The 21,477-nt window shown below is 69.3% G+C and carries 18 protein-coding genes; 10 read left to right on the forward strand and 8 right to left on the reverse strand.

The features are described 5' to 3' along the window. Positions 1 to 28: 28 nt before the first annotated feature. Positions 29 to 1,609, reverse strand: a complete 1,581-nt coding sequence (locus ACFVWD_RS17910; RefSeq protein ID WP_389597130.1) for a sodium:solute symporter family protein — start codon at positions 1,607 to 1,609, stop codon at positions 29 to 31. A gap of 358 nt (positions 1,610 to 1,967) precedes the next feature. After that, complete coding sequence (locus ACFVWD_RS17915; protein ID WP_168509250.1) at positions 1,968 to 2,753, reverse strand: SDR family oxidoreductase; 786 nt, start codon at positions 2,751 to 2,753, stop codon at positions 1,968 to 1,970. A 119-nt stretch (positions 2,754 to 2,872) separates the two neighbouring features. Here ACFVWD_RS17915 and ACFVWD_RS17920 point away from each other — a divergent pair, with 119 nt between their 5' ends. Next, positions 2,873 to 3,712: a hypothetical protein gene (locus ACFVWD_RS17920; RefSeq protein WP_389597132.1), complete on the forward strand. Its 840-nt coding sequence runs from the start codon at positions 2,873 to 2,875 to the stop codon at positions 3,710 to 3,712. 144 nt (positions 3,713 to 3,856) lie between these two features. On the opposite strand, the gene ACFVWD_RS17925 is transcribed toward ACFVWD_RS17920, so the two are convergent. The 3 genes from ACFVWD_RS17925 to ACFVWD_RS17935 form a co-directional block, all read right to left on the reverse strand. Next, positions 3,857 to 4,066 carry a DUF397 domain-containing protein gene (locus ACFVWD_RS17925; protein ID WP_190170721.1) on the reverse strand — a complete coding sequence of 70 codons (210 nt, stop codon included), beginning with the start codon at positions 4,064 to 4,066 and terminating at the stop codon, positions 3,857 to 3,859. Between the two features lie 248 nt (positions 4,067 to 4,314). After that, the gene (locus ACFVWD_RS17930; protein WP_099941944.1) at positions 4,315 to 5,172 is read right to left on the reverse strand and encodes a Scr1 family TA system antitoxin-like transcriptional regulator; all 858 of its coding nucleotides are present in this window, start codon (positions 5,170 to 5,172) and stop codon (positions 4,315 to 4,317) included. Positions 5,173 to 5,588: 416 nt separating this feature from the next. Then, on the reverse strand, positions 5,589 to 6,344 hold the full coding sequence (locus ACFVWD_RS17935; protein WP_101404483.1) for a GPP34 family phosphoprotein: 756 nt from the start codon (positions 6,342 to 6,344) through the stop codon (positions 5,589 to 5,591). Between the two features lie 230 nt (positions 6,345 to 6,574). On the opposite strand from ACFVWD_RS17935, the gene ACFVWD_RS17940 reads away from it, so the two are divergent. Continuing rightward, complete coding sequence (locus ACFVWD_RS17940; RefSeq protein ID WP_389597134.1) at positions 6,575 to 9,250, forward strand: D-alanyl-D-alanine carboxypeptidase; 2,676 nt, start codon at positions 6,575 to 6,577, stop codon at positions 9,248 to 9,250. Between the two features lie 308 nt (positions 9,251 to 9,558). Beyond that, entirely contained in the window at positions 9,559 to 11,496 is a 1,938-nt protein-coding gene (locus ACFVWD_RS17945) for an MFS transporter (RefSeq protein WP_389597135.1), read from the forward strand. A 174-nt stretch (positions 11,497 to 11,670) separates the two neighbouring features. Here ACFVWD_RS17945 and ACFVWD_RS17950 read toward each other — a convergent pair whose 3' ends face one another. Continuing rightward, a complete protein-coding gene (locus tag ACFVWD_RS17950; RefSeq protein WP_389597137.1) occupies positions 11,671 to 12,537 on the reverse strand; it encodes a MerR family transcriptional regulator in 867 nt (288 codons plus the stop codon). An 87-nt stretch (positions 12,538 to 12,624) separates the two neighbouring features. Continuing rightward, complete coding sequence (locus tag ACFVWD_RS17955) at positions 12,625 to 13,131, reverse strand: glutathione peroxidase (protein WP_389597139.1); 507 nt, start codon at positions 13,129 to 13,131, stop codon at positions 12,625 to 12,627. Positions 13,132 to 13,242: 111 nt separating this feature from the next. Here ACFVWD_RS17955 and ACFVWD_RS17960 point away from each other — a divergent pair, with 111 nt between their 5' ends. The 3 genes from ACFVWD_RS17960 to ACFVWD_RS17970 all read left to right on the forward strand — a co-directional run bounded on the left by ACFVWD_RS17960 (position 13,243) and on the right by ACFVWD_RS17970 (position 15,485). Then, positions 13,243 to 14,175, forward strand: a complete 933-nt coding sequence (locus ACFVWD_RS17960) for an SMP-30/gluconolactonase/LRE family protein (protein WP_389597141.1) — start codon at positions 13,243 to 13,245, stop codon at positions 14,173 to 14,175. Between the two features lie 81 nt (positions 14,176 to 14,256). Next, positions 14,257 to 14,481, forward strand: a complete 225-nt coding sequence (locus ACFVWD_RS17965; protein ID WP_389597143.1) for a hypothetical protein — start codon at positions 14,257 to 14,259, stop codon at positions 14,479 to 14,481. A 161-nt stretch (positions 14,482 to 14,642) separates the two neighbouring features. Then, a complete protein-coding gene (locus ACFVWD_RS17970; protein WP_389597145.1) occupies positions 14,643 to 15,485 on the forward strand; it encodes a calcium-binding protein in 843 nt (280 codons plus the stop codon). A gap of 94 nt (positions 15,486 to 15,579) precedes the next feature. On the opposite strand, the gene ACFVWD_RS17975 is transcribed toward ACFVWD_RS17970, so the two are convergent. Then, positions 15,580 to 16,263: a GntR family transcriptional regulator gene (locus tag ACFVWD_RS17975; protein WP_389597147.1), complete on the reverse strand. Its 684-nt coding sequence runs from the start codon at positions 16,261 to 16,263 to the stop codon at positions 15,580 to 15,582. 210 nt (positions 16,264 to 16,473) lie between these two features. On the opposite strand from ACFVWD_RS17975, the gene ACFVWD_RS17980 reads away from it, so the two are divergent. The 4 genes from ACFVWD_RS17980 to ACFVWD_RS17995 all read left to right on the forward strand — a co-directional run bounded on the left by ACFVWD_RS17980 (position 16,474) and on the right by ACFVWD_RS17995 (position 21,343). Continuing rightward, positions 16,474 to 17,208 carry a rhomboid family intramembrane serine protease gene (locus ACFVWD_RS17980; protein WP_389597149.1) on the forward strand — a complete coding sequence of 245 codons (735 nt, stop codon included), beginning with the start codon at positions 16,474 to 16,476 and terminating at the stop codon, positions 17,206 to 17,208. Positions 17,209 to 17,720: 512 nt separating this feature from the next. Then, positions 17,721 to 18,896, forward strand: a complete 1,176-nt coding sequence (locus ACFVWD_RS17985) for an acyltransferase family protein (protein WP_389597151.1) — start codon at positions 17,721 to 17,723, stop codon at positions 18,894 to 18,896. A 61-nt stretch (positions 18,897 to 18,957) separates the two neighbouring features. After that, positions 18,958 to 19,755: a hypothetical protein gene (locus ACFVWD_RS17990; protein ID WP_389597152.1), complete on the forward strand. Its 798-nt coding sequence runs from the start codon at positions 18,958 to 18,960 to the stop codon at positions 19,753 to 19,755. A gap of 199 nt (positions 19,756 to 19,954) precedes the next feature. Continuing rightward, positions 19,955 to 21,343, forward strand: a complete 1,389-nt coding sequence (locus tag ACFVWD_RS17995) for a S8 family serine peptidase (RefSeq protein WP_389597153.1) — start codon at positions 19,955 to 19,957, stop codon at positions 21,341 to 21,343. The last annotated feature ends 134 nt before the right edge of the window (positions 21,344 to 21,477 follow it).

Consider the following 21,477-nt stretch of genomic DNA (forward strand, 5'->3'; position numbering starts at 1 on the left):
GTCGTACGACTGCCGGCCGCCGGGGCTCTCAGACGCCGGACGGGCTGGCGGTGCCGGCCCCGTCCGCGGCCTCCGCCGGGGCCGGGATCGCCGCGGCCGCGGCCCCGTCCCCGTCGTCATCCGTGTTGATCTTCTCGATGATCGCGTCCCGCTCCGGTGTGTCCTCGGGCTTCAGGAAGCCGATGAGGATGTACAGGACGAGGGAGATGACCATCGGGACGGAGACCTGGTACTCCAGCTTCACATCGGTGCGCTGGGAGAAGTCCAGGTTGTAGTTGACGAAGAAGAACGCGAGCAGACCGCAGGCCCAACTGATGAGCGCCGCCGTCGGGCCGGACTTACGGAACGGTCGCAGCAGGCCCAGGATGAACGGGATCGCGATCGGCCCCATGAGCCCCGCCACCCACTTGATGACGACCGTGATGATGTCCTTGAAGGTGGCGGAGTTGACCTGCGTCGCCACCGCCATCGAGAACCCGAGGAAGGCGACGGTCGTGATCCGCCCCGCGATGAGCCCGGTCCGGGTGTCCCAGGCACGCGCGGCCTTGGAGAGCACCGGGGCCACGTCCCGGGTGAAGACCGCGGCGATCGCGTTCGCGTCCGACGAGCACATGGCCATCGTGTGCGAGAAGAAGCCGACCACGACCAGGCCCAGCAGCCCGTGGGGGAGGAGCTGCTCGGTCATCAGACCGTACGCGTCCGAGCCGTCGGGCTTCTTCGCCGTGACGAGGAGCGGCGACAGCCACATCGGGATGAACAGGATCACCGGCCACACGAACCAGAGCGCGGCGGACAGGAAGGCCGACTTCGTGGCCTGCTTGGCGCTGCCCGTCGCCATGTAGCGCTGGGCCTGGTTCCACATCCCGCCGTTGTACTCGAACAGCTTGATGAACAGGTACGCGATGAAGAACACGGTGAGGTACGGGCCCGCGAATCCGTTCGCGTGACCGTGCAGCTTCGGCGAGTCGAGAGCCTTGGACAGACCACCCTGGTCGGAGATCTTGTTCAGCACGATGATCAGCATCGAGAGCCCCGCCAGCAACTGGATCACGAACTGACCCAGTTCCGTCAGCGCGTCCGCCCACAGACCGCCGATCGTGCAGTACACGGCCGTGATGCCACCGGTGATGAGGATGCCCTGGGTGAGCGTGACCCCGGTGAAGACGCTCAGCAGGGTCGCGATCGCCGCCCACTTGGCACCGACGTCCACGATCTTCAGCAGGATGCCCGACCAGGCGAGCGCCTGCTGCGTCGGCACGTTGTAGCGGTCCTTGAGGTATTCGAGCGGTGAGGCCACGTGCAGCCGGGAGCGCAGCCGGTTGAGCCGGGGCGCGAACAGCTTCGCGCCGAGCAGCACGCCGATGGCGATGGGCAGCGCCCAGGTGACGTACGAGGTGATGCCGTACGTGTACGCGATACCGGCGTACCCGGTGAACATCACCGCGCTGTAGCCCGACATGTGGTGCGAGATGCCGGACAGCCACCAGGGCATCTTGCCGCCCGCGGTGAAGAAGTCGCTGACGTCGTCCACACGCTTGTGGGACCAGACACCGATCGCGGTCATGACGCCGAAGTACGCGACCAGGACGGCCCAGTCGAAGCCGTTCATGTGCCCCCTCCAGGGGTCCGCCTTGTGAACCTGCAGATACCGGACGGCACTTCGCCAGTACGCACATAGGCGGTGCCCCCGTGCGGGAGCGGGGACTTTGGGGGATTGAACCGCCGTTCGGAGGGGGCGGTCAAGACCTTTCCCGGTCACAGATATGAACACAGATCAGAAAGCAGAACGATTTTGCCTCCACTTTACCCGTACGGCTGTTGTCGTGCTCGTGACGTGGACCACACCATGAGCGGGCACTTCGTCAGACCACACAGGCAGGTTCACACCGACAAGTCGACAGGCGTACGGGATGCGGGTCCCGCACGGCTGGGAGAGGACGGCCAACTGGAATCCGCCATCGGTTCCGCTAGCGCATGAGTTCGCCGGCGTTCACGAGCAGCGACTGTCCCGTGATCGCCCGTGCCCGGTCGGACGCCAGGAACACCGCGGCGTCCGCCACATCCCCGTCCGTGGCCAGCTCGGGCAGCGCCATCCGCTCGGTGAGCCGCTTCAGGACGTCCGCCTCCGGTACGCCCTCGGTGTGTGCCGTGAACTGGACGTACGCCTCGACGGGCGGCCCCCACATCCACCCCGGCAGTACGGTGTTCACGCGGACGCGATGGGGCCCCAGCTCCCTCGCCAGCGAGTACATCGCGCTCGTCAGCGCACCCTTGGACGCCGCGTACGCCGCCTGCCGCACCTGGCTCGGCGCGGCCACCGACGACTGCGTCCCGATGATGACGACCGAGCCGCCGCACACCTTCAGCGCGGGCAGACAGGCCCGGGTCATCCGCAGGGTGCCCAGCAGATTCACGTCGATGACCGACTGCCAGGTGGCGAAATCCGCATCCTCCAGGCCGCCGAAGTAGCTGTCCCAGGCCGCCACGTGCACCACCGCGTCGATCCGCCCGAACCGCTCCGTCGCGAGCTCCGCGAGCGCCTCGCACTGCTTCTCGTCCGTGATGTCCGTGGCCCGGTACGCCGTGTGCGCGCCGTCCGGGTCGAGCTCGGCCGCGGACGAGGCGAGATTGGCCTCCGTGCGCGCCCCCAGTACCGCGTTGCCCCCGTCCCGTACGACCGCCGCCGCGACCTGATGGCCGAGCCCGGCGCCGACCCCCGAGACGACGACCGTCTTCCCCGCAAGCAGTGACATCCGAGGCCTCCCCTTCTTTGTGGCTCGGTTCGCCCTGACGTGGCTCTGGCGCATTGTCTGACGGGGCGTCAGAGTATGGGCGTCCGGCGGAGGAAGGAAGACCGAGGAAGGGGATCGTCATGTCGGAGGAGACCCGTAGCGAGGTGTACGCGGAACTGGCCGCCCTCGGCCCGTACGGCGTCCACCCGGGCCACGCCCTGATCACCATGGTCGAGCCGCACCCGGGCCACGAGTACGCGTACAACCGCTGGTACGAGGACGACCACTACTACGCCGGCGCGATGGCCATGCCCTGGATGTACGCGGGTCGCCGCTGGGTCGCCACCCGCGATCTCCAACTCCTTCGGTACCCGGAGAAGTCGGCGGTCGCCCAGCCGGTCACCGCCGGCTGCTACCTCTCGACGTACTGGGTCACCGAGGGCCGCTACGACGACCATATGAGGTGGACCGTCGGCATCAACAAACGGCTGAATCGCGACGGCCGTGTGTACCAGGACCGGACACATGTCTTCACGGCCTTCCAGGACCACGAGGCCACGGTGTACCGCGACGGCGCCGCCGGCCCCCGCGACTTCCACGCCCTGGACCACCCCTACGCGGGCCTCGTCCTCCAGGTCGTCGACGCCGACTCCGCCGACCGGCGCGCCGAACTGCTGGAGTGGCTGCGCGCCCGCCACCTCCCCAGGCGCCTGGCGGGCTCCCCGGCCGCGATGGTGACCCTCTTCCGCCCCACCCCACTCCCCGGCGACCGTATGACGTACGTGAAGCAGGTCGAGGGCGTCGACACCCGGCTGACCCTCCTGTGGTTCCTGGAGACGGACCCGAGGGAGTGCTGGGAGGACCACTTCGGCGGACTGGAGGAAGAGGTCGCGGAAGGGGGGTTGGGGAAGGTGGAGCTGGTGGCCCCCTTCATCCCGACGGTGCCGGGGACGGACAGGTACGTGGATCGCCTGAGGTGAACGGGGGCGCCCCGGAGGCGAACCGAGCCCCAAAAGGGGGTTAGCCCCCTCGGCCAGGACGGCGGGCCAGTCGAGAGGGCTATTTCGGTGGTGCGTATGCGGTTGGTCGGTGCAGTTGTGGTGGTGGATGCAGAGGTCGACGCATCAGGCGAGGTCGGAAGCCCCCCGGCTGACCTCGGCCACGAAGGCGTTCCACGAGTCCGCGGGGAACGCCAGCGTGGGGCCCGCGGGCACCTTGGAGTCCCGTACGGCCATCGCCGCGAGAACCGGGGACTTGACCTCGACACATGCGCCGTTGCCGGTGGAGTAGGAGGACTTGGTCCACGTGTCCGTGGCGCCTTGCTGGATTGCCATTTTCGCTCCGGATAGCCAGTTGTTGAGAGTTGCTGTCACCGCACTGCGGGTTCGCTACGGAACTCGCCGTGCGGTTTGCGCCAACGTTGTTGCTCGATGGCGTGATCGACGCTACTCGCCAACATCGGCGGGCGAAGTGACCGTTCACTCGTCCGGGTGGCATATTCCATTGGAGTCTTCCGCCCCGGCGTGGTGAGGGTGTAGTGTCCGGCACTTTCCCACCGGGGCCCGTTCTCAGGGGGTGCGCGTCAGCGCGCGTACTCCTTGGCGATGTCCGCGATGAACTGCCGAGACTGCTCCACGTTCAGGGCCTGCGCCCGCAGATGCTCGTACATCACGCTGTATTTCTGGACGTCGTTCGCCTTCTCCAGATACAGGTCGCTGGTGACGCCCTCGATGTAGACCACGCTGGAGTCGGCCGCGTCGGGGAACTCCAGGATCGCGTACTGCCCGTTGAGTCCCGGGTGCGCGCCCATGTCGAAGGGGATCACCTGCACGGTGACGTGCGGGAGCTGGGACTGTTCGACGAGGTGTTCCAGCTGGTCGCGCATGAGGGAGCGGTTGCCGACGACGCGACGCAGGGCGGACTCGTCGAGAACGGTCCACAGCCGGAGCGGGTTCTCCGGGGCGGAGATACGTTCCTGTCGACGCAGGCGCACCTGGACGCGCTTGTCGATGTCACCGGAAGCGGTCTCGGGCAGCGCGCCCGCGATCAGCGCCTCGGCGTACGGCCGGGTCTGCAGGAGACCGGGGACGACCTGGGGATCGTAGACGCGAAGTGACGCGGCGTCGGTTTCCAGCCCGATGTAGACGCTGTACGGGATGTCGCCGAAGGAGTGCCACCAGCCCTGCTGGCGCGAGTCCTTGGCCATCTGCATCAGGGAGTCGACGATCCGGTGGTCCTCGACCTCGTAGACCCCACACAGATCGCGGACGTCACGCTGGCTGATACTGCGCCGTCCGTTCTCCAGCCGGCTGATCTTCGACTGCGAGACCAGCAGCCGCTCGGCGACCTCTTCGGCCGTCATGCCCTTGAGCTCGCGGAGCCGGCGCAGCTCCTGGCCCAGCCGGCGCCGCCGGACGGTGGGATTGACACTTGACGCCACGGGACGTGCACCTCCGGCTGCGGGCCTCTACTTTGCGTATCTGCTGTTGAGCAGACTGCCACCAAGGTGCGTTCTACCGCTGGAAAACACCGGATATGCGCTGGGTACGCGCCAGTTCGGAGATCTGGCGTACATATCGCGCAGATCGCGTACGCGTACGTCGCCTTCACTCGTATCGCCCTCATATGCGCGACGCCCGCGAAATGCGGCCGCGCGGGGCGGTGGAGCCGTGTCGTCGTCCGGACGTACGGCCCCACCGTCCCGCGCGAGCCAGCGGCTCCCGAACCGGGTCTTGGGGACTGCGGTGCGGCGCTGGGGTCGTGCTGGCGGTGCGTGGCGGTGCTCTTTGTGGTGCGTGGCGGTGCTGTTGTGCGTGGTGGTGCGTGCGGTGCCTGGTGGCGCCGTGGGACTGCGGCTCAGTGGACCACGGCGCGCGCCATGGAACCGTGGCGCGGTTGCATCGGAACGCCGTGGGCGGGTTCCGGTGCGGACCTGACTCCGGCGGTGGCCGGGCGGCCTGCCGGTGCCGGGTTACGGCGTGGCTGTGCACCCACACCGTTCTGAACGTCCATGACCGCGTGGGCCACGAGGCCGCCCATGGGGTCATGCCTGATCAGGTCCCGTAGCCGGGAGCGGGACGAGCGTCCCTCATTGCCCGGATACAGGTGCTTGCCGAGACCGACCGCATGGGCCAGCGCGGCGAGCGCCGCGGTCCGCGGGTCCGGCGGTACGCCGGTGCGGATCGCGCTGTCCAGCCGGGACTTGATCTCCCGGCTGATCTCCGTGTCCGTCGCTTGGTAGCGAGTCGTCGGAAGCACCCCGCACATCTGACCGGCCACGGCATGGACCATGCCGCACCTCTCCAGATGCGAGAGGTAGGTCTGGCGCAACCCCAGTCGGGGTCCGCCAATCCAGTTGACCGCACGTACGGGTGCTCCGCGTCGGCGAAGCAGTTCCAACGCACAGTCCAGTGTTGGATCTCCAGTCGGCCGTGGCTGCACCACGGCGATACGATCCCCGTCTGGGGCTATCCGTCCGGCCAGCGCCAGCTCTACTAGCTGTGCTCCGGCCAGACCGAGGTCGAGCGACTGCGGCTGTGCGGTGGTACCCGTGGTCGGGTCCAACGCCAGCAGCAGAAGCTCTTCCGGAAGAGTTCTGCGGCTCCTGCCCATCCATGCCTCCCCGCGTGGATGAATGACAGGGTGACCCCTCTCACATTGGTCTGTCGAGAGTGCCTGACCGGTTCGTGATGGAACCAGTAGGTATGTCGTTCTCGTCTACCGCAGGGGTTAAGCCCGCACACAGGACACTGGTACATGGTTCGGACAGCGATGTCCGGGCGGCGGGACAAGGGTTCACGGTTCGTTGGGCGCCCGGTGGGTGGCGCACGGAGGAGGCATCGGTGGCGGGCGAGTCCCCCGACAGGTCGAAGCAGCACGAGTCGTCGGCTTCGTCGGCAGAAGCGACGCCGGGGACCCCGGCCGCGGTTCCGGGCCCGAGCCGGGCCGCCGCGGCGGCGGCGTCGGCCGATCCCCGTCTGGCGGTGGCCCGCGAACGGGCCGCCACCGTACGGGTGGATCAGGCGACGGCGGTGTTCTCGACGCGGGCGTTGGTGGAAGGTTCCGCCGGGTCCGGGGGGAAGGGCCCCGTGGAGGACGCGCGACTGCGCGAGGCCGTGGCCGCCTGGGTCGCAGGGGCGGACGAGGAGGCCCCTGAGGGGGAGTCCGAGGTTCCGGAAGCCTCCACGGGCCCGGAGGACTCCGACAAGGCCTCCAAGGCCTCCAGGGGCGCGGAGAAGGCCGTTGCGGTGGCGGAAGGGGACGACGCCGGGACCGAGATCGAGGCCGGGACCGGGGCGGAGGCGGAGGCTGAGACCGAGGTTGGGGCCGAGGTTGAGGCCGAGGTTGAGGCTGGGGCTGAGGGCGAGGCTGACGGAGAGTCGGCTTCGGGGTCCGACGCCAGTGCCGACATCGATGCCGACGCTGATGCCGACTCCGACTCCGACTCCGACTCCGACGCGGACTCTGACGCCAAGTCCGAGGTCGAGGCCGAAGTTGGTGCCGAGGTCGAGGCCGAGGCCACGGCGCCGGATGACGCCGACGCCGAACCGAAGACGGACGCGAAGTCCACGGCGGACGCCGAGTCCGAGACGGAGTCCGAGTCCGAGACCGAGGACTCGAAGCCGGAGGCGAAGGACTCTCCGAAGGACGCGTCCGAGACGTCTGGGACCTCGAAGAAGACCTCCGAGTCCTCCGAGTCCTCCGAGTCCTCCGAGGGCTCCGAGTCCTCCGAGGGCTCCGAAGGTCCCGAGGATTCCGCGACCCCCGAGGCCCCCTCGGACGTCGAGGGCTCCAAGGACACGCCGTCCGCCGACGATTCGACGTCCGCCGACGACTCGCCGTCCGCGAAGGACGTCCCGGACACCGACGACTCGCCCCAGCCCCCCGTCGACCAGCCCACCGCCATCTTCAAGGCGCCGAAGCGCCCGGCGGTGGACCAGCCCACCACCATGCTCAAGTTGGGCGGCGCCAAGCCGGCCACCGACAAGCCCGCGGACCAGTCGAAGGCCGACCAGCCCAAGGCGGACCGGCCGAAGCCCGAGACCCCGTCCGAGCGCACCAGCAAATTCGTGGCCCTCAAGCCCCTCGACGAACCCGTGTCGAGGGTGAAGCCGAAGACCACCGCGACCCCGCCCGTTCCCGCCGCCTCCTCCTCGCCCACCAGGGTGGCCCCCGCCGACGCCACCGCCGCCCTCCCGCAGGTCGGCCCCGAGCGGACCACGCAGCAGCCGCTGCCGCCGAAGCCGCCGCTGGACCTGCTGGCCGAGCTGACGAACACGCCGCCGCCCCCGCAGACCCCCGTGCGGACGCTCGCGCGCCGGGTGAAGATCTGGACGCCGCTGGTCCTGCTGCTCGCGGTCGTCTTTGCGGTCGCACAGTCGCTCCGGCCGGTGCCGACCCCCACGCTCGACCTCACCGCCGAATCCAGCTACACCTTCGGCGGCGGCGGCGCCTCCATCCCGTGGCCGTCCTCCGGTCAGGGCGCGCTCGACGTCCAGGGCATCGGTTCGTTCGGCACGTCCGGCGAACAGAAGGCGGCGCCGATCGCGAGCGTCGCCAAGGTGATGACGGCGTACCTGATCCTGCGCGACCACCCGATCAAGTCCGGCGACGGCGCGAAGATCAAGGTGGACCAGAAGGCCGAGGACCAGTCGGACGCCGGCGACGAGTCGACCGTCAACGTGCACGCGGGCGACACCATCACGCAGAAGGAGGCCCTGGAGGGCGTCCTGATCGCCTCGGCGAACAACGTGGCCCGGCTGCTGGCCCGCTGGGACGCCGGTTCCGAGACGGCCTTCGTCGCCAAGATGAACGCCGCCGCCAAGGAACTCGGGATGACGAACACGACGTACACCGACCCGTCCGGCCTGACGAAGACGACCGTGAGCACGGCCGCGGACCAGGTGAGGCTGGCCAAGGCCGCGATGAAGGACGCTTCCTTCCGCGAGGTCGCCCGGATGATGGAGTACACCGACTACAAGGGCACCAGGCACAGCAACTGGAACCACCTCGTCGGCTCCAACAACGTCATCGGCATCAAGACGGGCACCACCACCGCGGCCGGCGGCAACCTCGTCTTCGCGGCGACCAAGGAGATCGGCGGCGAGGTGCGGACCATCGTCGGAGCGGTGATCAGCCAGGGCCCCGGCGGCAACGACAACACCATCCTCGGCGGCGCACTGGCCGCGGGCGACAAGCTGATCCGCGCCGCGCAGGCCTCGCTGAAGTCCGCGACGATCCTGAAGAAGGGCGATGTCGTCGGTTACGTCGACGACGGGCTCGGTGGCCGTACGCCGGTCGTGATCACCAAGGACGTCACGGCGGTCGGCTGGGCGGGGCTCAAGGTCAAGCTGTCCTTCGTCTCCTCGGAGCTGCCGCACTCCGCGAAGGCCGGCACCAAGGTGGGCTCGCTCACCGTGGGCGACGGCGGCAGCAGCAGCGCCGTGCAGGTTCCCGTCGAGCTCCAGAAGGACCTCGTCGAGCCGGGCTTCGGCGCCAAGCTGACCCGGGTGAGCTGAGCGGCCGTACACGGCGAGCCCGAGTGGACGTACGCAGGAGGGTACGGGCGTACGGGTACGGGTACGGGCGTACGAGTGGGGCGCGCTTCCGGCAGGGGGCGTATCCCCCGTACGCCGGAAGCGCCCCGAACGCCGTGTGAACGCGCCGTGAGCCCGCCGTGAGCGCGGCACGAACGCACCGCACCCCGTCGGGGCGCCCCACCCGGGAGCTCCCCGGCGGGGTGCGTGCTAGCGTCGCGAGATCGGGGCAGGTCGCGGGCCGCGGGTCCCGGGCCGAACACGAGAAAACGGGACACGGGAGCCTTGCAGTGGCGACAGCGGAGCCGACACACGCCGACGACGCCGATCCTGGCCCTGGACCAGGTCCTGAACCGGGTCGCGGACCGGGCTCGCGAATACGGCTGCCCGCACACGCCACCGACGGGGGCCCCGCCGACGACAGCCTCACGGACGACGAGCCGCGGGAGCCCGTGACGCCGGAGTCCCCGAGGCGGGAGTCCCTGACGCGGGAGCCCGCGGTCCAGGGCCGACGTACCCGCCTCAAGGCCTTCGTCCTGCGCCACCCCGTCGCCTCCGTCACCGTTCTGGCCGGCCTCCTGCACGTCGCCTGGTTCTTCACTTTCGCGAACAGTGGCGGAGACCTCGCCGCGCAGGACGCGTGGGCGGAGTTCGTCGGACGGCACCCGGACTCGGCGTACAACCTCGCCTGGTACGGCGGTATGCACCCGGTGTCGTACAGCGTGGTGTCGCCGTATCTGATGTCGGTCCTCGGCGTCCGTACGACGCTGATGATCGCCGGGACGATCTCGGCGGGCCTGCTGACGATGATCCTCATCCGCAGCCGGGCGATACGGAAGCCACTCGCGCCCGCCCTCGCGGGTGTCTTCGCGCTCGTCTGCAACGCGATATCGGGGCGAGTCACGTACGGACTCGGCATGGTCTTCGGGCTCGCCGCGGCGGCCGTGGTCTTCTGCTGGCCGTACCGCTGGCGCTACAAGCGCTGGGCGAAGGCCCTGTGCGCGGCGCCGCTCGCCGCGCTGGCGACCGCCGCGTCGCCGGTGGCGGGACTGTTCGTGGGCCTGGTCGCGGCCGCCCTGTTCCTCCAGAAGCGCCGGCCCGGCGCGTACGCGCTCGGCATCGCGCCGACCGTCGTCGTCGCGGTCTCGGCGTGGCTGTTCCCCTTCTCCGGCACCCAGCCGATGTCCTTCGGCTCGGCCTCGCTGCCGCTGCTCTACGCCGGGCTGGTCTTCGCACTCGTCCCCAAGGAGTGGAAGACGGTACGGATCACGGCGGCGGTGTACGGCCTCGCCGTGCTCCTCGTGTGGCTGATCAGTTCCCAGATCGGCTCGAACATCTCCCGCCTGGCGATGCTGTTCGCGGGCGTCGTGCTGCTCGCCGCGCTCCCCTTCACGGTGCCGAAGTCACGCAAGTGGTACGTGACTGTCCTCGCCTTCGCCGGATTCGTCGGGTGGATCGGCTTCAAGTCGGTCGACGACATCTTGCACACGACACCGGCGGCGTCCTGGGCCCGCGAGCTCGCTCCGCTGGTGAACCAGCTCCAGGTGGTCGGTGCCGAGAAGGGCCGCGTCGAGGTGGTACCCGCCCGCTCCCACCGCGAGGCGTCCGCGCTCGCGCCGTACGTGAACCTCGCCCGCGGCTGGAACCGCCAGGCCGACATGGAGCGCAACCCGCTCTTCTACGACGACACCCTCAACTCCGCGAACTACCACGAGTGGCTTCAGCGCTGGGCCGTTCACTACGTGGTGCTGCCCAAGGGCGAACCGGACGGGGACGGCGGCGAACGCGAGCGGCGGCTGGTCCAGCGCGGTATGCCCTACCTCCGCCAGATCTGGGGCGACGCGAACTGGCAGCTCTTCTCGGTCACGGATCCCATGCCGCTGGCCGATCCGCCGGCCGTCGTCGACCGGGCGGAGCAGGGCGAGCTGACCATCGAGGTGAAGAAGGCGGGCCGCGTTCTCATTCGCATTCCGTACTCCCCGTGGCTCGGGCTCGTCGACGCCAAGGGCAAGAGCGTGAAGCCGCCGCAGGAGACGCAGAAGTCCAAGCACCGTGCGGAAGGTAAGCCGAAGACGTACGACAACCTCAACGGCTGCCTCATGGAAACCCCGGAGAACGCCTCCGGCGACAAGTGGACGGAGCTCCTGGCCCCCGCCCCCGGCACCTACCGCCTGGCGGCCCCGTACCAACTCCCCCGGGGAACCCCGTGCCCCGAGGAACTGCGCTGACCCGCCCTGCGGCCACCTTCCACGTGGAGTGCTTCGGCTGCGGGCCGGTGGGGGCTGGTCGCGCAGTTCCCCGCGCCCCTCAAGAGCGCTGGCCCGCATCCTTCAGCCCGTCCGGCGTTTGAGGACGAGGCCGTTCAGGCCGATCGGGGGTTTGGGGGGCGCCCCGCCCACGGCTCACTTCACCGGAAACGCCACGTCACACACCGCGTCCTCCGGCCCCGCCGCATCCCAGTCCGCGAAGTACACCTCCCGGCAGGGACCGTCGTACGACAGCCCCCGCTCCCCGATCCACGCCTCGACCGCCTCGAACGCGGCGATGATCTGCGGATGAGCCACCTGCGCCTTGGTGATCCGCGCGTACGCGAGCCGTTGCGCCGGCTCCACCCGCACCCCGATCCCCGACGCCCGCCCCCGCTTCTCGGCCCACGCCCGCGCAGCCTCCTCGTCGGCGACCGGCACGCACGACTCGGCCGGCCCGTCGCTCTCCATGCTGACCTCGGCGTAATAGACGACGAAGGGCGAGCCGGTCGTCCCGCCGCACTCCCGCGCCCCGTCCTCCAGTCGCCCCAGCGAGGCCGGAATCCAGACCGGCAGCTCATCCGCCAGCGTGTGCCGCTTCTCCGTCAGCACCACCCGCTCCGGCACATCCACCGTCTCGACCACGAACTTCCCGTACATGTCGGTACTCCTCCCTGACAGCCGTCCACGGAGGTACTCGGCGAGCGTCCGCTGCGAAGCGAACCGGGCCTCGGCATCCGCCCAGTACATGGCGAGGAGCACCGCGCCCTGCGCCGCCCCGGCCTCCACCACCTCGGCGATCCGCGCGAGCGGCATGTCGAGCTGCCGCAGCAGCGCGACCAGGCGGGCACGCTCGACCTGGTCGGCGCGGTAGTAGCGGTATCCGCTGACCTCGTCGACGTGGGCCGGAGCGAGCAGTCCGAGCCGGTCGTACAGCCGAAGCGCCTTCGGCGAGAGCCGCGCGCGGGCGGCGAACGCGCCGATCGTGAGCAGTTCCTCTTGCACGAGCCCATCCTCCGTCACCGGGAGCCTTCGGCCCGGTGACAAAGGACGCTGCTCCCTGCCCCAGGGGCAAGGTCAACCAACGGCACTCAAGAGCGGACCCCGGAGTTACGCGAGCGCCTTCTCCACCGCCGCCACGACCTCCGCCGACTCCGGCTCGGTCTGCGGCGAGAACCGCGCCACGACGTCTCCACCCGGCCCGATCAGGAACTTCTCGAAGTTCCAGCGGATGTCCCCGGTGTGGCCCTCGCCGTCGGCGGTGTCCACAAGACGCTGGTACAGCTCGTGCCGCGCGTCACCGTTGACGTCGACCTTCTCGGTCATCGGGAAGGTGACGCCGTAGGTCGCGGAGCAGAACTCGGCGATCTCCTCGGAGGTGCCGGGCTCCTGCCCCATGAACTGGTTGCAGGGCACTCCGAGCACGGTGAAGCCCTGCCCCGCGTACTGCGCGTGCAGCCGCTCCAGCCCCGCGTACTGCGGGGTCAGCCCGCACTTGGAGGCCACGTTCACGACGAGCACGGTCTTGCCGCGGTACTGCCCGAGGTCCGCGGAGCCGCCCTGGAGGGAATCGATCTGGACGTCGAGCACGGAACTGCTTGAACTGTCAGTAGTCATAAACGGATGCTAACTCCGCTTGATGTCGCCCCGGCCGCCGCCCGTCGTCCGCCCCGCATCCGCTCAGCGTCCGCCCGGCCGGGTCCCCGTCCGCTCGGTAAGGTCGCGAACGTGACCACAGCGAACACGATCAAGGGCATCTACGAGGTACTCGACGACCGCTTCGTCACCGGCCGCTGCACGAACGGCGACGGCAGGCTGGAGGTCCTCCACGACGGCTCCCGCTGGGCCGAGGGCCCGCTGTACGTGCCCGCCTGGCGCCAGCTGATCTGGAGCGACATCCCCAACGACCGCATCCTGCGCTGGGACGAGCCCACCGGCACGGTCGGCGTCCTGCGCACCCCCGCGGGCAACAGCAACGGCAACACCCTGGACCGCGAGGGCCGCCTGATCAGCTGCGAGCAGGGCAACCGCCGGGTGACCCGGACGGAGCACGACGGATCGGTCACGGTCCTCGCCGACCGTTACGACGGCAAGCGGCTCAACAGCCCGAACGACGCGGTCGTACGGTCGGACGGTTCGGTCTGGTTCTCCGACCCGGACTTCGGGATCCTGAGCGACTACGAGGGCCACCGGGCCGAGTCGGAGACCGGCGCGTGCCACGTCTACCGCCTGGACCCGGGGACCGGTGAGGTACGGCTCGCCGCGGACGGCTTCGACGGGCCGAACGGCGTCGTCTTCTCGCCCGACGAACGGCAGCTGTACGTCTCCGACTCCCGCGCCGCCCGCATCCGTGTCTTCGACGTCCGCGACGACGGCACCCTCGCGGACGGGAGAACGTTCGCGGAAGCAAAGAGTGGCGTCCACTTCGACAACATCCGCTTCGACGACGAGGGCAGGCTGTGGGCGGCCGCCCTGGACGACGGGGTGCACTGCTACGACCCCGACGGCACCCTCATCGGCCGGCTCCTGGTCCCCGAGAGGGTCTCCAACATCACCTTCGGCGGCCCCAAGAACAACCGTCTCTTCATCACGGCGTCCACGTCCTTGTACTCGCTGATGATGTCGGTGACCGGCGCCCCCCGCATCCAGCGGCACCGGTAGATCGGCACACCGCCGCCCCGCGGCACCCGCTCCTTCCGTCCTCCACCCGTCCTACTCCCGCTGGGCCTTCACGAGTACCTCATGTTCGTCGGCGATGTGACGACGGGCCGGTTCATCCCGCCCGCGGTCCGCGGCCGCCTGGGCATTCCGTTCCTGCTGCTCCTGGCGGCGCCGTATCTGCCGTTCGCGCTGGGGCCGGGGATGGCGATCACATCGGTCGCGGCGACTCTGCTGATTTCGGGCTCCCGCCAACGTCCGGAAGTATCCACACCACAACAGAAGCAACCAGAAGTGAACTCCCTCTGAACCCCGAAAGGTTGTGCGACGGCAGCCACAACTCCTTCTCGGAGGACGTCGTCGAACGGGATGACCACACGCGCACAGACATACACACAGACTTGCGCGCGGACCTCATCGGCCCCCAGGGCCCCGTTGGGCCCATCGGGCCCCGTGGAGGAGAACCGACCATGTTCAGTCGCCGTATCACCGCTCTGCCGAGGGCGCTGGCGCTCGCCACCGCCGCCGTGGCCGTAACCGTCGCCGCCCCCGCGGCACACGCCGCGCCCGCCAAGAGCGCGACCGCGGTCGTCGTCGGCCAGAAGCTGTTCTACACGGCGGCCGCCGGTCAGACCAACCACCTGTCCATCTCCTGGGCGCTCGGCGCGTTCGACCCGGATTCCCAGCTGAGCGACTTCATCTACACCTTCGACGACACCGTCAAGATCTCCCTGGGCGCGGGCTGCGTCCGCCCGGCCGGCGGCGACGACACCAAGGCGGTCTGCACGGTGACCGAGCCCAACACCTCGGCGTCCGATCTCGACTCCCTGATCGTCGACCTCGGCGACGGCAACGACACCGCGACGACCAGCAACACCAGCGGCGGGTACACGAGGATCTACGGCGGGCCGGGCAACGACACTCTGACCGGCCACGGCGTCGATGTCCTCTACGGCCAGGGCGGCAACGACCGTCTCTCCGGCGGCGGCGGGGTCTACGACGAGGGCGCGAACGGCGGCGCGGGCAACGACACCCTCGTCAACTGCAGCGCCGAGTGCCATGGCGGCGCGGGCAACGACAGCCTGTCGGGGACGAGCGGCGACAACTCCCTGTTCGGCGACGACGGCAACGACAAGCTGTACGGCAACGCGGGCCGCGACCTCCTCCAGGGCGGCCGCGGCGACGACACCCTGTACGGCGGCGCGGGCGACGACAAGCTGTACGGCAACAGCGGCAATGACGTCCTGCACGGAGGCGCAGGCAAGGACTTGCTGTCCGGAGGTCCCGGCCGCGACAAGACGTACCAGAACTGACCCGTTCGCGGGGTGGTCGGGCGGGCGTGAGGAACGCCGGCCCGACAGGCTCTCGGTCTCCCTCGGGGCCGAGAGCCTGATCGTCCCCCTGACGTCAGGCCTTGCCCGTCCCGGACCCCTCGACGGCGCGCAGGGCCTCGATGACGCTGGCCACATGAGCGCGGGCGGCCGCCTCGGCGCGCTGCGGATCACGCGCGGCGATGGCCTCGACGAGGGCGAGGTGCTCGCCCAGGGAGACCTGGGGGCGCCCGGACTGCAGGGCCAGCCGGAACTGGTGGCGGACGATCTGCGCGTTCAGGCGGGTGAGGAGTTCGGCGGCGGTGTCCTGGCCGGAGATGTCCCTGACGAAGTCGTGCAGTTGGCGGTTGAGGTCGGAGTACTTCAGGGGCTCGGCGGCCTGGACGGCGGCGCGCAACTGCTCGCCGAGCGCGAGGAGTTGCGTGCTCTGCGCATCGGTGATCCGTTCGGCGGCCTTGGCCGCGCACAGCCCCTCGAGCACCATGCGGCACTCGTAGATCTCCACCGCCTCGCTCACGGACACGGTACGGACCCGGGCACCGCGGTTGCGGATCCGCTCCACAAGACCGTCGGCGGCGAGATCGACCAGCGCGGCCCGCACACTGGCCCGCGTGACATCGAACTGCTCGGCCAACTCGGCCTCGACCAGGCGCTGTCCTGGCACCATGTCACCGGCGAGGATGGCCCTGCGCAGCGCGACGAGGGCCTGCTCCTTGGCCGCGGCGCCGCTGCCTTTGGCACTGCCGGTAGCTGGGGACACGTACGTACTCCTTCGGTCTCGAACTCCTGGAGCGTCTCGGGCTTCCTTGAGCCCTCCGCTCTCCTTGGAGATGGTTACCGACCGTAGGATGGGTACACAAAATCGTCAACAATCTGGCCCCGACAGTTGGGGTCCGGGCCCGGTGGCTGCTGGCATTCTGGGGGTGTGGTCGTGGAGCGGATGCGGATCCGCCGGGGAGGGGAGCGTGCCATGGGCGGGGCGGAGCGGGATCGGGTCGGTACGGAGCCGATGGGTCCCGAGCAGATGATCGAGGAGGCGCGGAAGGCGTTCTTCGTGATGTTCGGGTTCCTCGCGCTGGTCTGGCTGGCGCAGCTCGCGAACTTCGCCGACCACTACGCACTCTCGCGGGACCACGGAGTGGTGTCCGGCGACATCGGCACGCTGCCCAACATCCTCACCGCACCCTTCCTGCACTGGAACTGGGCACACATCGAGAGCAACTCGGGACCGCTGTTCGTCTTCGGATTCCTGGCCGCCTACCGAGGGGTGGTCCGCTTCCTCGGGCTGAGCCTGCTCATCGTGGTGACCAGCGGTCTCACGGTCTGGTTCCTCGAGCAGGGCAACGTGGACACGGTCGGCGCCAGCGGCCTGATCTTCGGGTACTTCGGCTATGTCGTGGTACGCGGGCTCTTCGACCGGCACCTGATCGACACGCTGATCGGTGTCGTCATGGCGGCCTCCTTCGCCTACATGCTCACCGTGGCGGTGCCCGGGACGCCGGGGGTGAGCTGGCTGGGACACCTCGGCGGCCTGATCGGCGGCCTGGTCGGGGCCTGGCTCTTCCGGGACCGACGCCCCCGGCCCGCCAAGGACACCCGCTCCGGCGGCGGCACCGGCCCGACCACCCGCGGCGCCCTTCAGCCCCGCGCCGACAACCCGCGCGCCGACCTCCACAAGGAACTCGGCGACCTGGGCCTGCTCTAGGCCCTGTCGTCAAATTCCCGTCTGCCCCGCGACGCCATGCACGCACTCTCACCGCACCGGGCACAGACCCAAGTACATCCAGTACGAGGGCCTGTGCCCGGCACGCCGAGAGCACGCACCTGACGCCGCAGGGCCCGCCCTTCGGGCGGACGACGGGAATTTGACGACAGGACCTAGACCCCGCCCTTCGGCCTACCTCCCGGCCCGCAGGGCCCCGTCCTCGCCTGTCTGCCCGCTGATCCGCGAGACACCGCACACCGCTGCCCCGGACCCCGCCGTATGCGGCCTGGCTCACACGGATAGGCCCGTATTGCGCGGTGGACAGTGGGTACGCGCCATTCCGTGGGCCTCGGCGGCGCCGTCATCCCTCCTGAAGGGCACAAATCCGGCAACCTTGTCATTTGGCCGTCGGGCACGTGATCGGGGGCTTCTGCGGCCTGTCCGCAAAAGAAGGACGACCCTGGAACGGGGGACGTATGACCCAGGCGGATGATCGCAGGGGACTGGCCGGCGTGGCCACGAGACAGGGGCTCGAGGCGGCGGTCGTGGAGGAGGCGCCGTTGCCGCAGGCGGCCCTCGCGCCCCGGGTGATCCCGGTCGGACCGGGCGCCCGCAAGGACCGGCTCGCCGCGTTGGACGGGCTGCGATTCCTGGCCGCGCTGTCGGTGGTCCTCTTCCACTTCGTCGGCCAGACCCCCGGGGCGATGGTCGTCGTCTGGGGTCGCCCGTACCGGAGCACCTTCCCGGAGGCGCACGATTACTTCGCCTTCGGACGGCTCGGCGTCGACCTGTTCTTCCTGATCAGCGGCTTTGTCATCTGCATGAGCGCATGGGGGCGCACCCCGCGTGACTTCTTCATCTCACGCGTCACCCGTCTGTACCCGATGTACTGGATCGCGATCGTGGTGTCGGCGTGCGTCATCTACTTCGCCGACACCCCGTTCGGGCACCCCAACCCGCGGGTGCTGTTCGCGAACTTCACGATGTTGCAGACTCCCCTCGGTGTGGCCAACCTGGATCCGGTCTACTGGACGCTCTGGCCGGAACTCTGCTTCTACCTCACGTTCGCGGTCGTGGTGTGGAAGGGCCTCACCCACCAGCGGGTGGTGATCTTCTGCGGGTTGTGGACGGTCGCCGCGGTGCTGGCGCCCAGCGCTCACATCCCGCTGCTTACGCTGATCGTGAACCCGACGTCCGCCCCGTACTTCATCGCGGGCATGGCCTTCTACCTCATGCACCGCTACCGGCCGACGCCGCTGCTGTGGGGGATCGTCGCCATGTCGTGGCTGCTTGCGCTGCACTTCCTGCTGGCGCCCCACGGCGGCCGCGTCAACTGGGCCACCTGGTCGCCGTGGCGCGGCTGGCTGATCCTCGTGACCACGGTGTTCTTCCTGCTGATGGGCGCCATCGCGCTCGGCGGGACCCGCCGGATCCGCTGGCGCGGGCTGACCGTCGCGGGCGCGATGACCTTCCCGCTGTACCTGTTGCACGACACCATCGGAATGACCGTCGCCCACCACTACGGCCACCGCATCGACCCCTCGGCGCTGGTCGTGGCCACGGTGACCGCTTTGATCGTCCTGTCGTACCTCGTGCACCGCTTCGTCGAGCGCCCGATCGCGCTGGCCATGCGGCGCTCGCTGAACACCGCCGCGTTCGGCCCGCAGCCGCCGACGCCGCGCTCTTGACGGGTAGAGTTCATCTCTTCGCCGGGTCCCCCCTGGTGGAGTCCCCGCGGTAGGTCGTGCCATGGCCGTTTCTCCTGACCTCGATCCGTACGCACGGTGGCGGCACGCGCTCGCCGAGGCCGACCGGGTCTTCGCGTCACCTCCCGGACTCGACAGCCCGGTGGACGGCTGCACTTACTGCACTCCGGAGTCGGAGCTGCGCATTCTCGGTGGCGATCCCGCCGACGTATCGGACGATCTCCTCGGACACTTCATGCGTGAGGTCGCCAGCCACTGGGACGCGGACCAGTACGTCGTCCTGTGGCGTCGTCTCATGCCGCGTGCGCTGCGCTATTGGGGGCCGGAGGGCCACGGCACCGATCCGTCCGCGGAAATCGGCCATCTCGGCCGGGACGGGGCCAGGTTCGTCGACTGGCCGGCGCCCGAACGTGCCGTGGTGGAGGAGGCCTTCCGCGCGCTGTTGGCCATGGCTCTGGTCGACGGTCGGTCTCCCTCGGACATCTCCGACCTCTTGGCGGGAATCGCGCAGGCGACGGGTGAACTGGAGCCGTGGCTGGAGCACATGGCCGGGCTCTCCGGCTCCGAGGCGGACGCCGGGCTCGTCCGCCTCGGCCTCGACTGGGCGACCGAACTCCTGTGGGAGGACTTCCGGTTCACGTGGTGGTACGACGGCGACCCTCAGGTGATCGCCGCCTGGCTGCCCACCCAGCGAGCCCGCATCGCCGCCTTCGCCACACGGCATCCGCGCTGCAAGACCGCGGCGGACGCGTTGGTCGCGCTCGACCGACTCGAAGCCGGTGACCACAGCCCGTGGCTGTACCCGTACGGCATGAAGGAGCTCCTCAGGCAGGCCCCATGAGCAGCCTGTGAGGGCCGTACGGGCGTCGGCTTCCTCCGCGCGCCACGAATGTGCTGGCCAGGCAGGCCGTTCGCACCGAAGGTGCTGTTTGGGTAAAGGGTTCGGCATCGACAGTTCAATGGTCTTGTCCTGTGCATGTCTCACTCGATGAGATGCACGGAGACCACTCCGTGCAACTCAGGACCACCCAGGGGGATTCATGCACATATCCCGTGCCGGGCGCGGTGTCGCGGCTTCCACGGCCGCCACCGCCGCCCTCGCCGTCGCCGCGCTGGCGACCGCTCCGCTGGCCGGCGTCACCACCGCCGCACCCGCCGCCGTACCGCACACCAAGGCTGTCCCGGCCATCGCCGGGCACACCCTGGTCCGCGACGTGGCGAGCCCGCTCTCCAGTGAGCAGTGCCAGGCCAAGTGGCACATCGCCTGTTACAACCCGCTCCAGTACCGCACCGCGTACGACCTCAACGCGCTGTACCGGAAGGGCATCACGGGCAAGGGGCGCACCATCGTCATCGTCGACTCGTTCGGCTCCCCGACGATCCAGCACGACCTCGACGTCTACAGCAAGCAGTTCGGTCTGCGCAGCACCAAGGTCAACGTGGTCAAGTGGGGCAAGGTCCCCGTGTTCGACCCCAAGAACTCGGACATGACCGGCTGGGCCGGCGAGACCACCCTCGACGTCGAGATGGCCCACGCCGTGGCGCCCGACGCCAAGATAGTCCTGGTGGAGACGGCGGTCGCCGAGACCGAGGGCGTCACCGGTCTGCCGGAGATGATGGACGCCGAGAAGCACATGATCGACCACGGCGTCGGCGATGTCATCAGCCAGAGCTTCGGCGCCACCGAGGACACCTTCCCCGGTTTCGACAAGGGCGACTTCTCCAGCATCAAGAAGCTGCGCTACGCCTTCCAGGACGCGAACCGCAAGCACGTGACCGTCCTCGCCTCCTCCGGCGACGGCGGCGCCACCGACCTGAAGGCGGACGGCAAGACCTACTACAACAAGCGCGTCAACTCCTGGCCCTCGTCGGACCCGTTGGTCACCTCCATCGGCGGCACCCAGCTCCACCTGGACGACAAGGGCCGGCGCGTCAAGCCCGACAGCGTCTACAACGACTACGGCTCGGGCGGCGGCGGCCAGTCCCATGTCTTCACCCGCCCGGCCTTCCAGAACGGTGTGAACAACGTCGTCGGTGCCCGCCGCGGCACCCCGGACGTGTCGCTGGCCGCCGCGGTCAACGGCGGCGCCTGGATCTACTCCAGCTACGACCCGACCGCCATCGGCTGGGACGTCACCGGCGGCACCAGTGAGGCCAGCCCGCTCTTCTCGGGCATCATCGCCCTCGCCGACCAGGCGGCCGGCCACCGGGTGGGCAACATCAACGAGGCGCTGTACGCCCTCTCCAAGCGCGCCGCCCACCACGACAAGAGCACCGGCATCGTCGACGTGAACGACGGCACGAACAACAGCTACGAAGGCGTCACCGGCTACAAGGCCGTCAACGGCTACGACATGGCCACCGGCGTCGGCACCGTCGACGCCCTCCGCTTCGTGCCCGCCCTCGCCCGGGCGAGCCACCGCGGCTGAGTTGCCCCTGAGAGTTGCCCCTGAGACGGCCCGGGTTCCACACCCGGGCCGTCCGTCTGTTCATCTGCAGAAATCAAGTCGGTGGATTCAGGCTGAGAGGATCGAAATACTCGAAATCGGCGGCAGGCTGATTC

The sequence above is a fragment of the Streptomyces sp. NPDC058086 genome, assembly GCF_042885015.1.
In the GTDB taxonomy this organism is placed as follows: domain Bacteria; phylum Actinomycetota; class Actinomycetes; order Streptomycetales; family Streptomycetaceae; genus Streptomyces.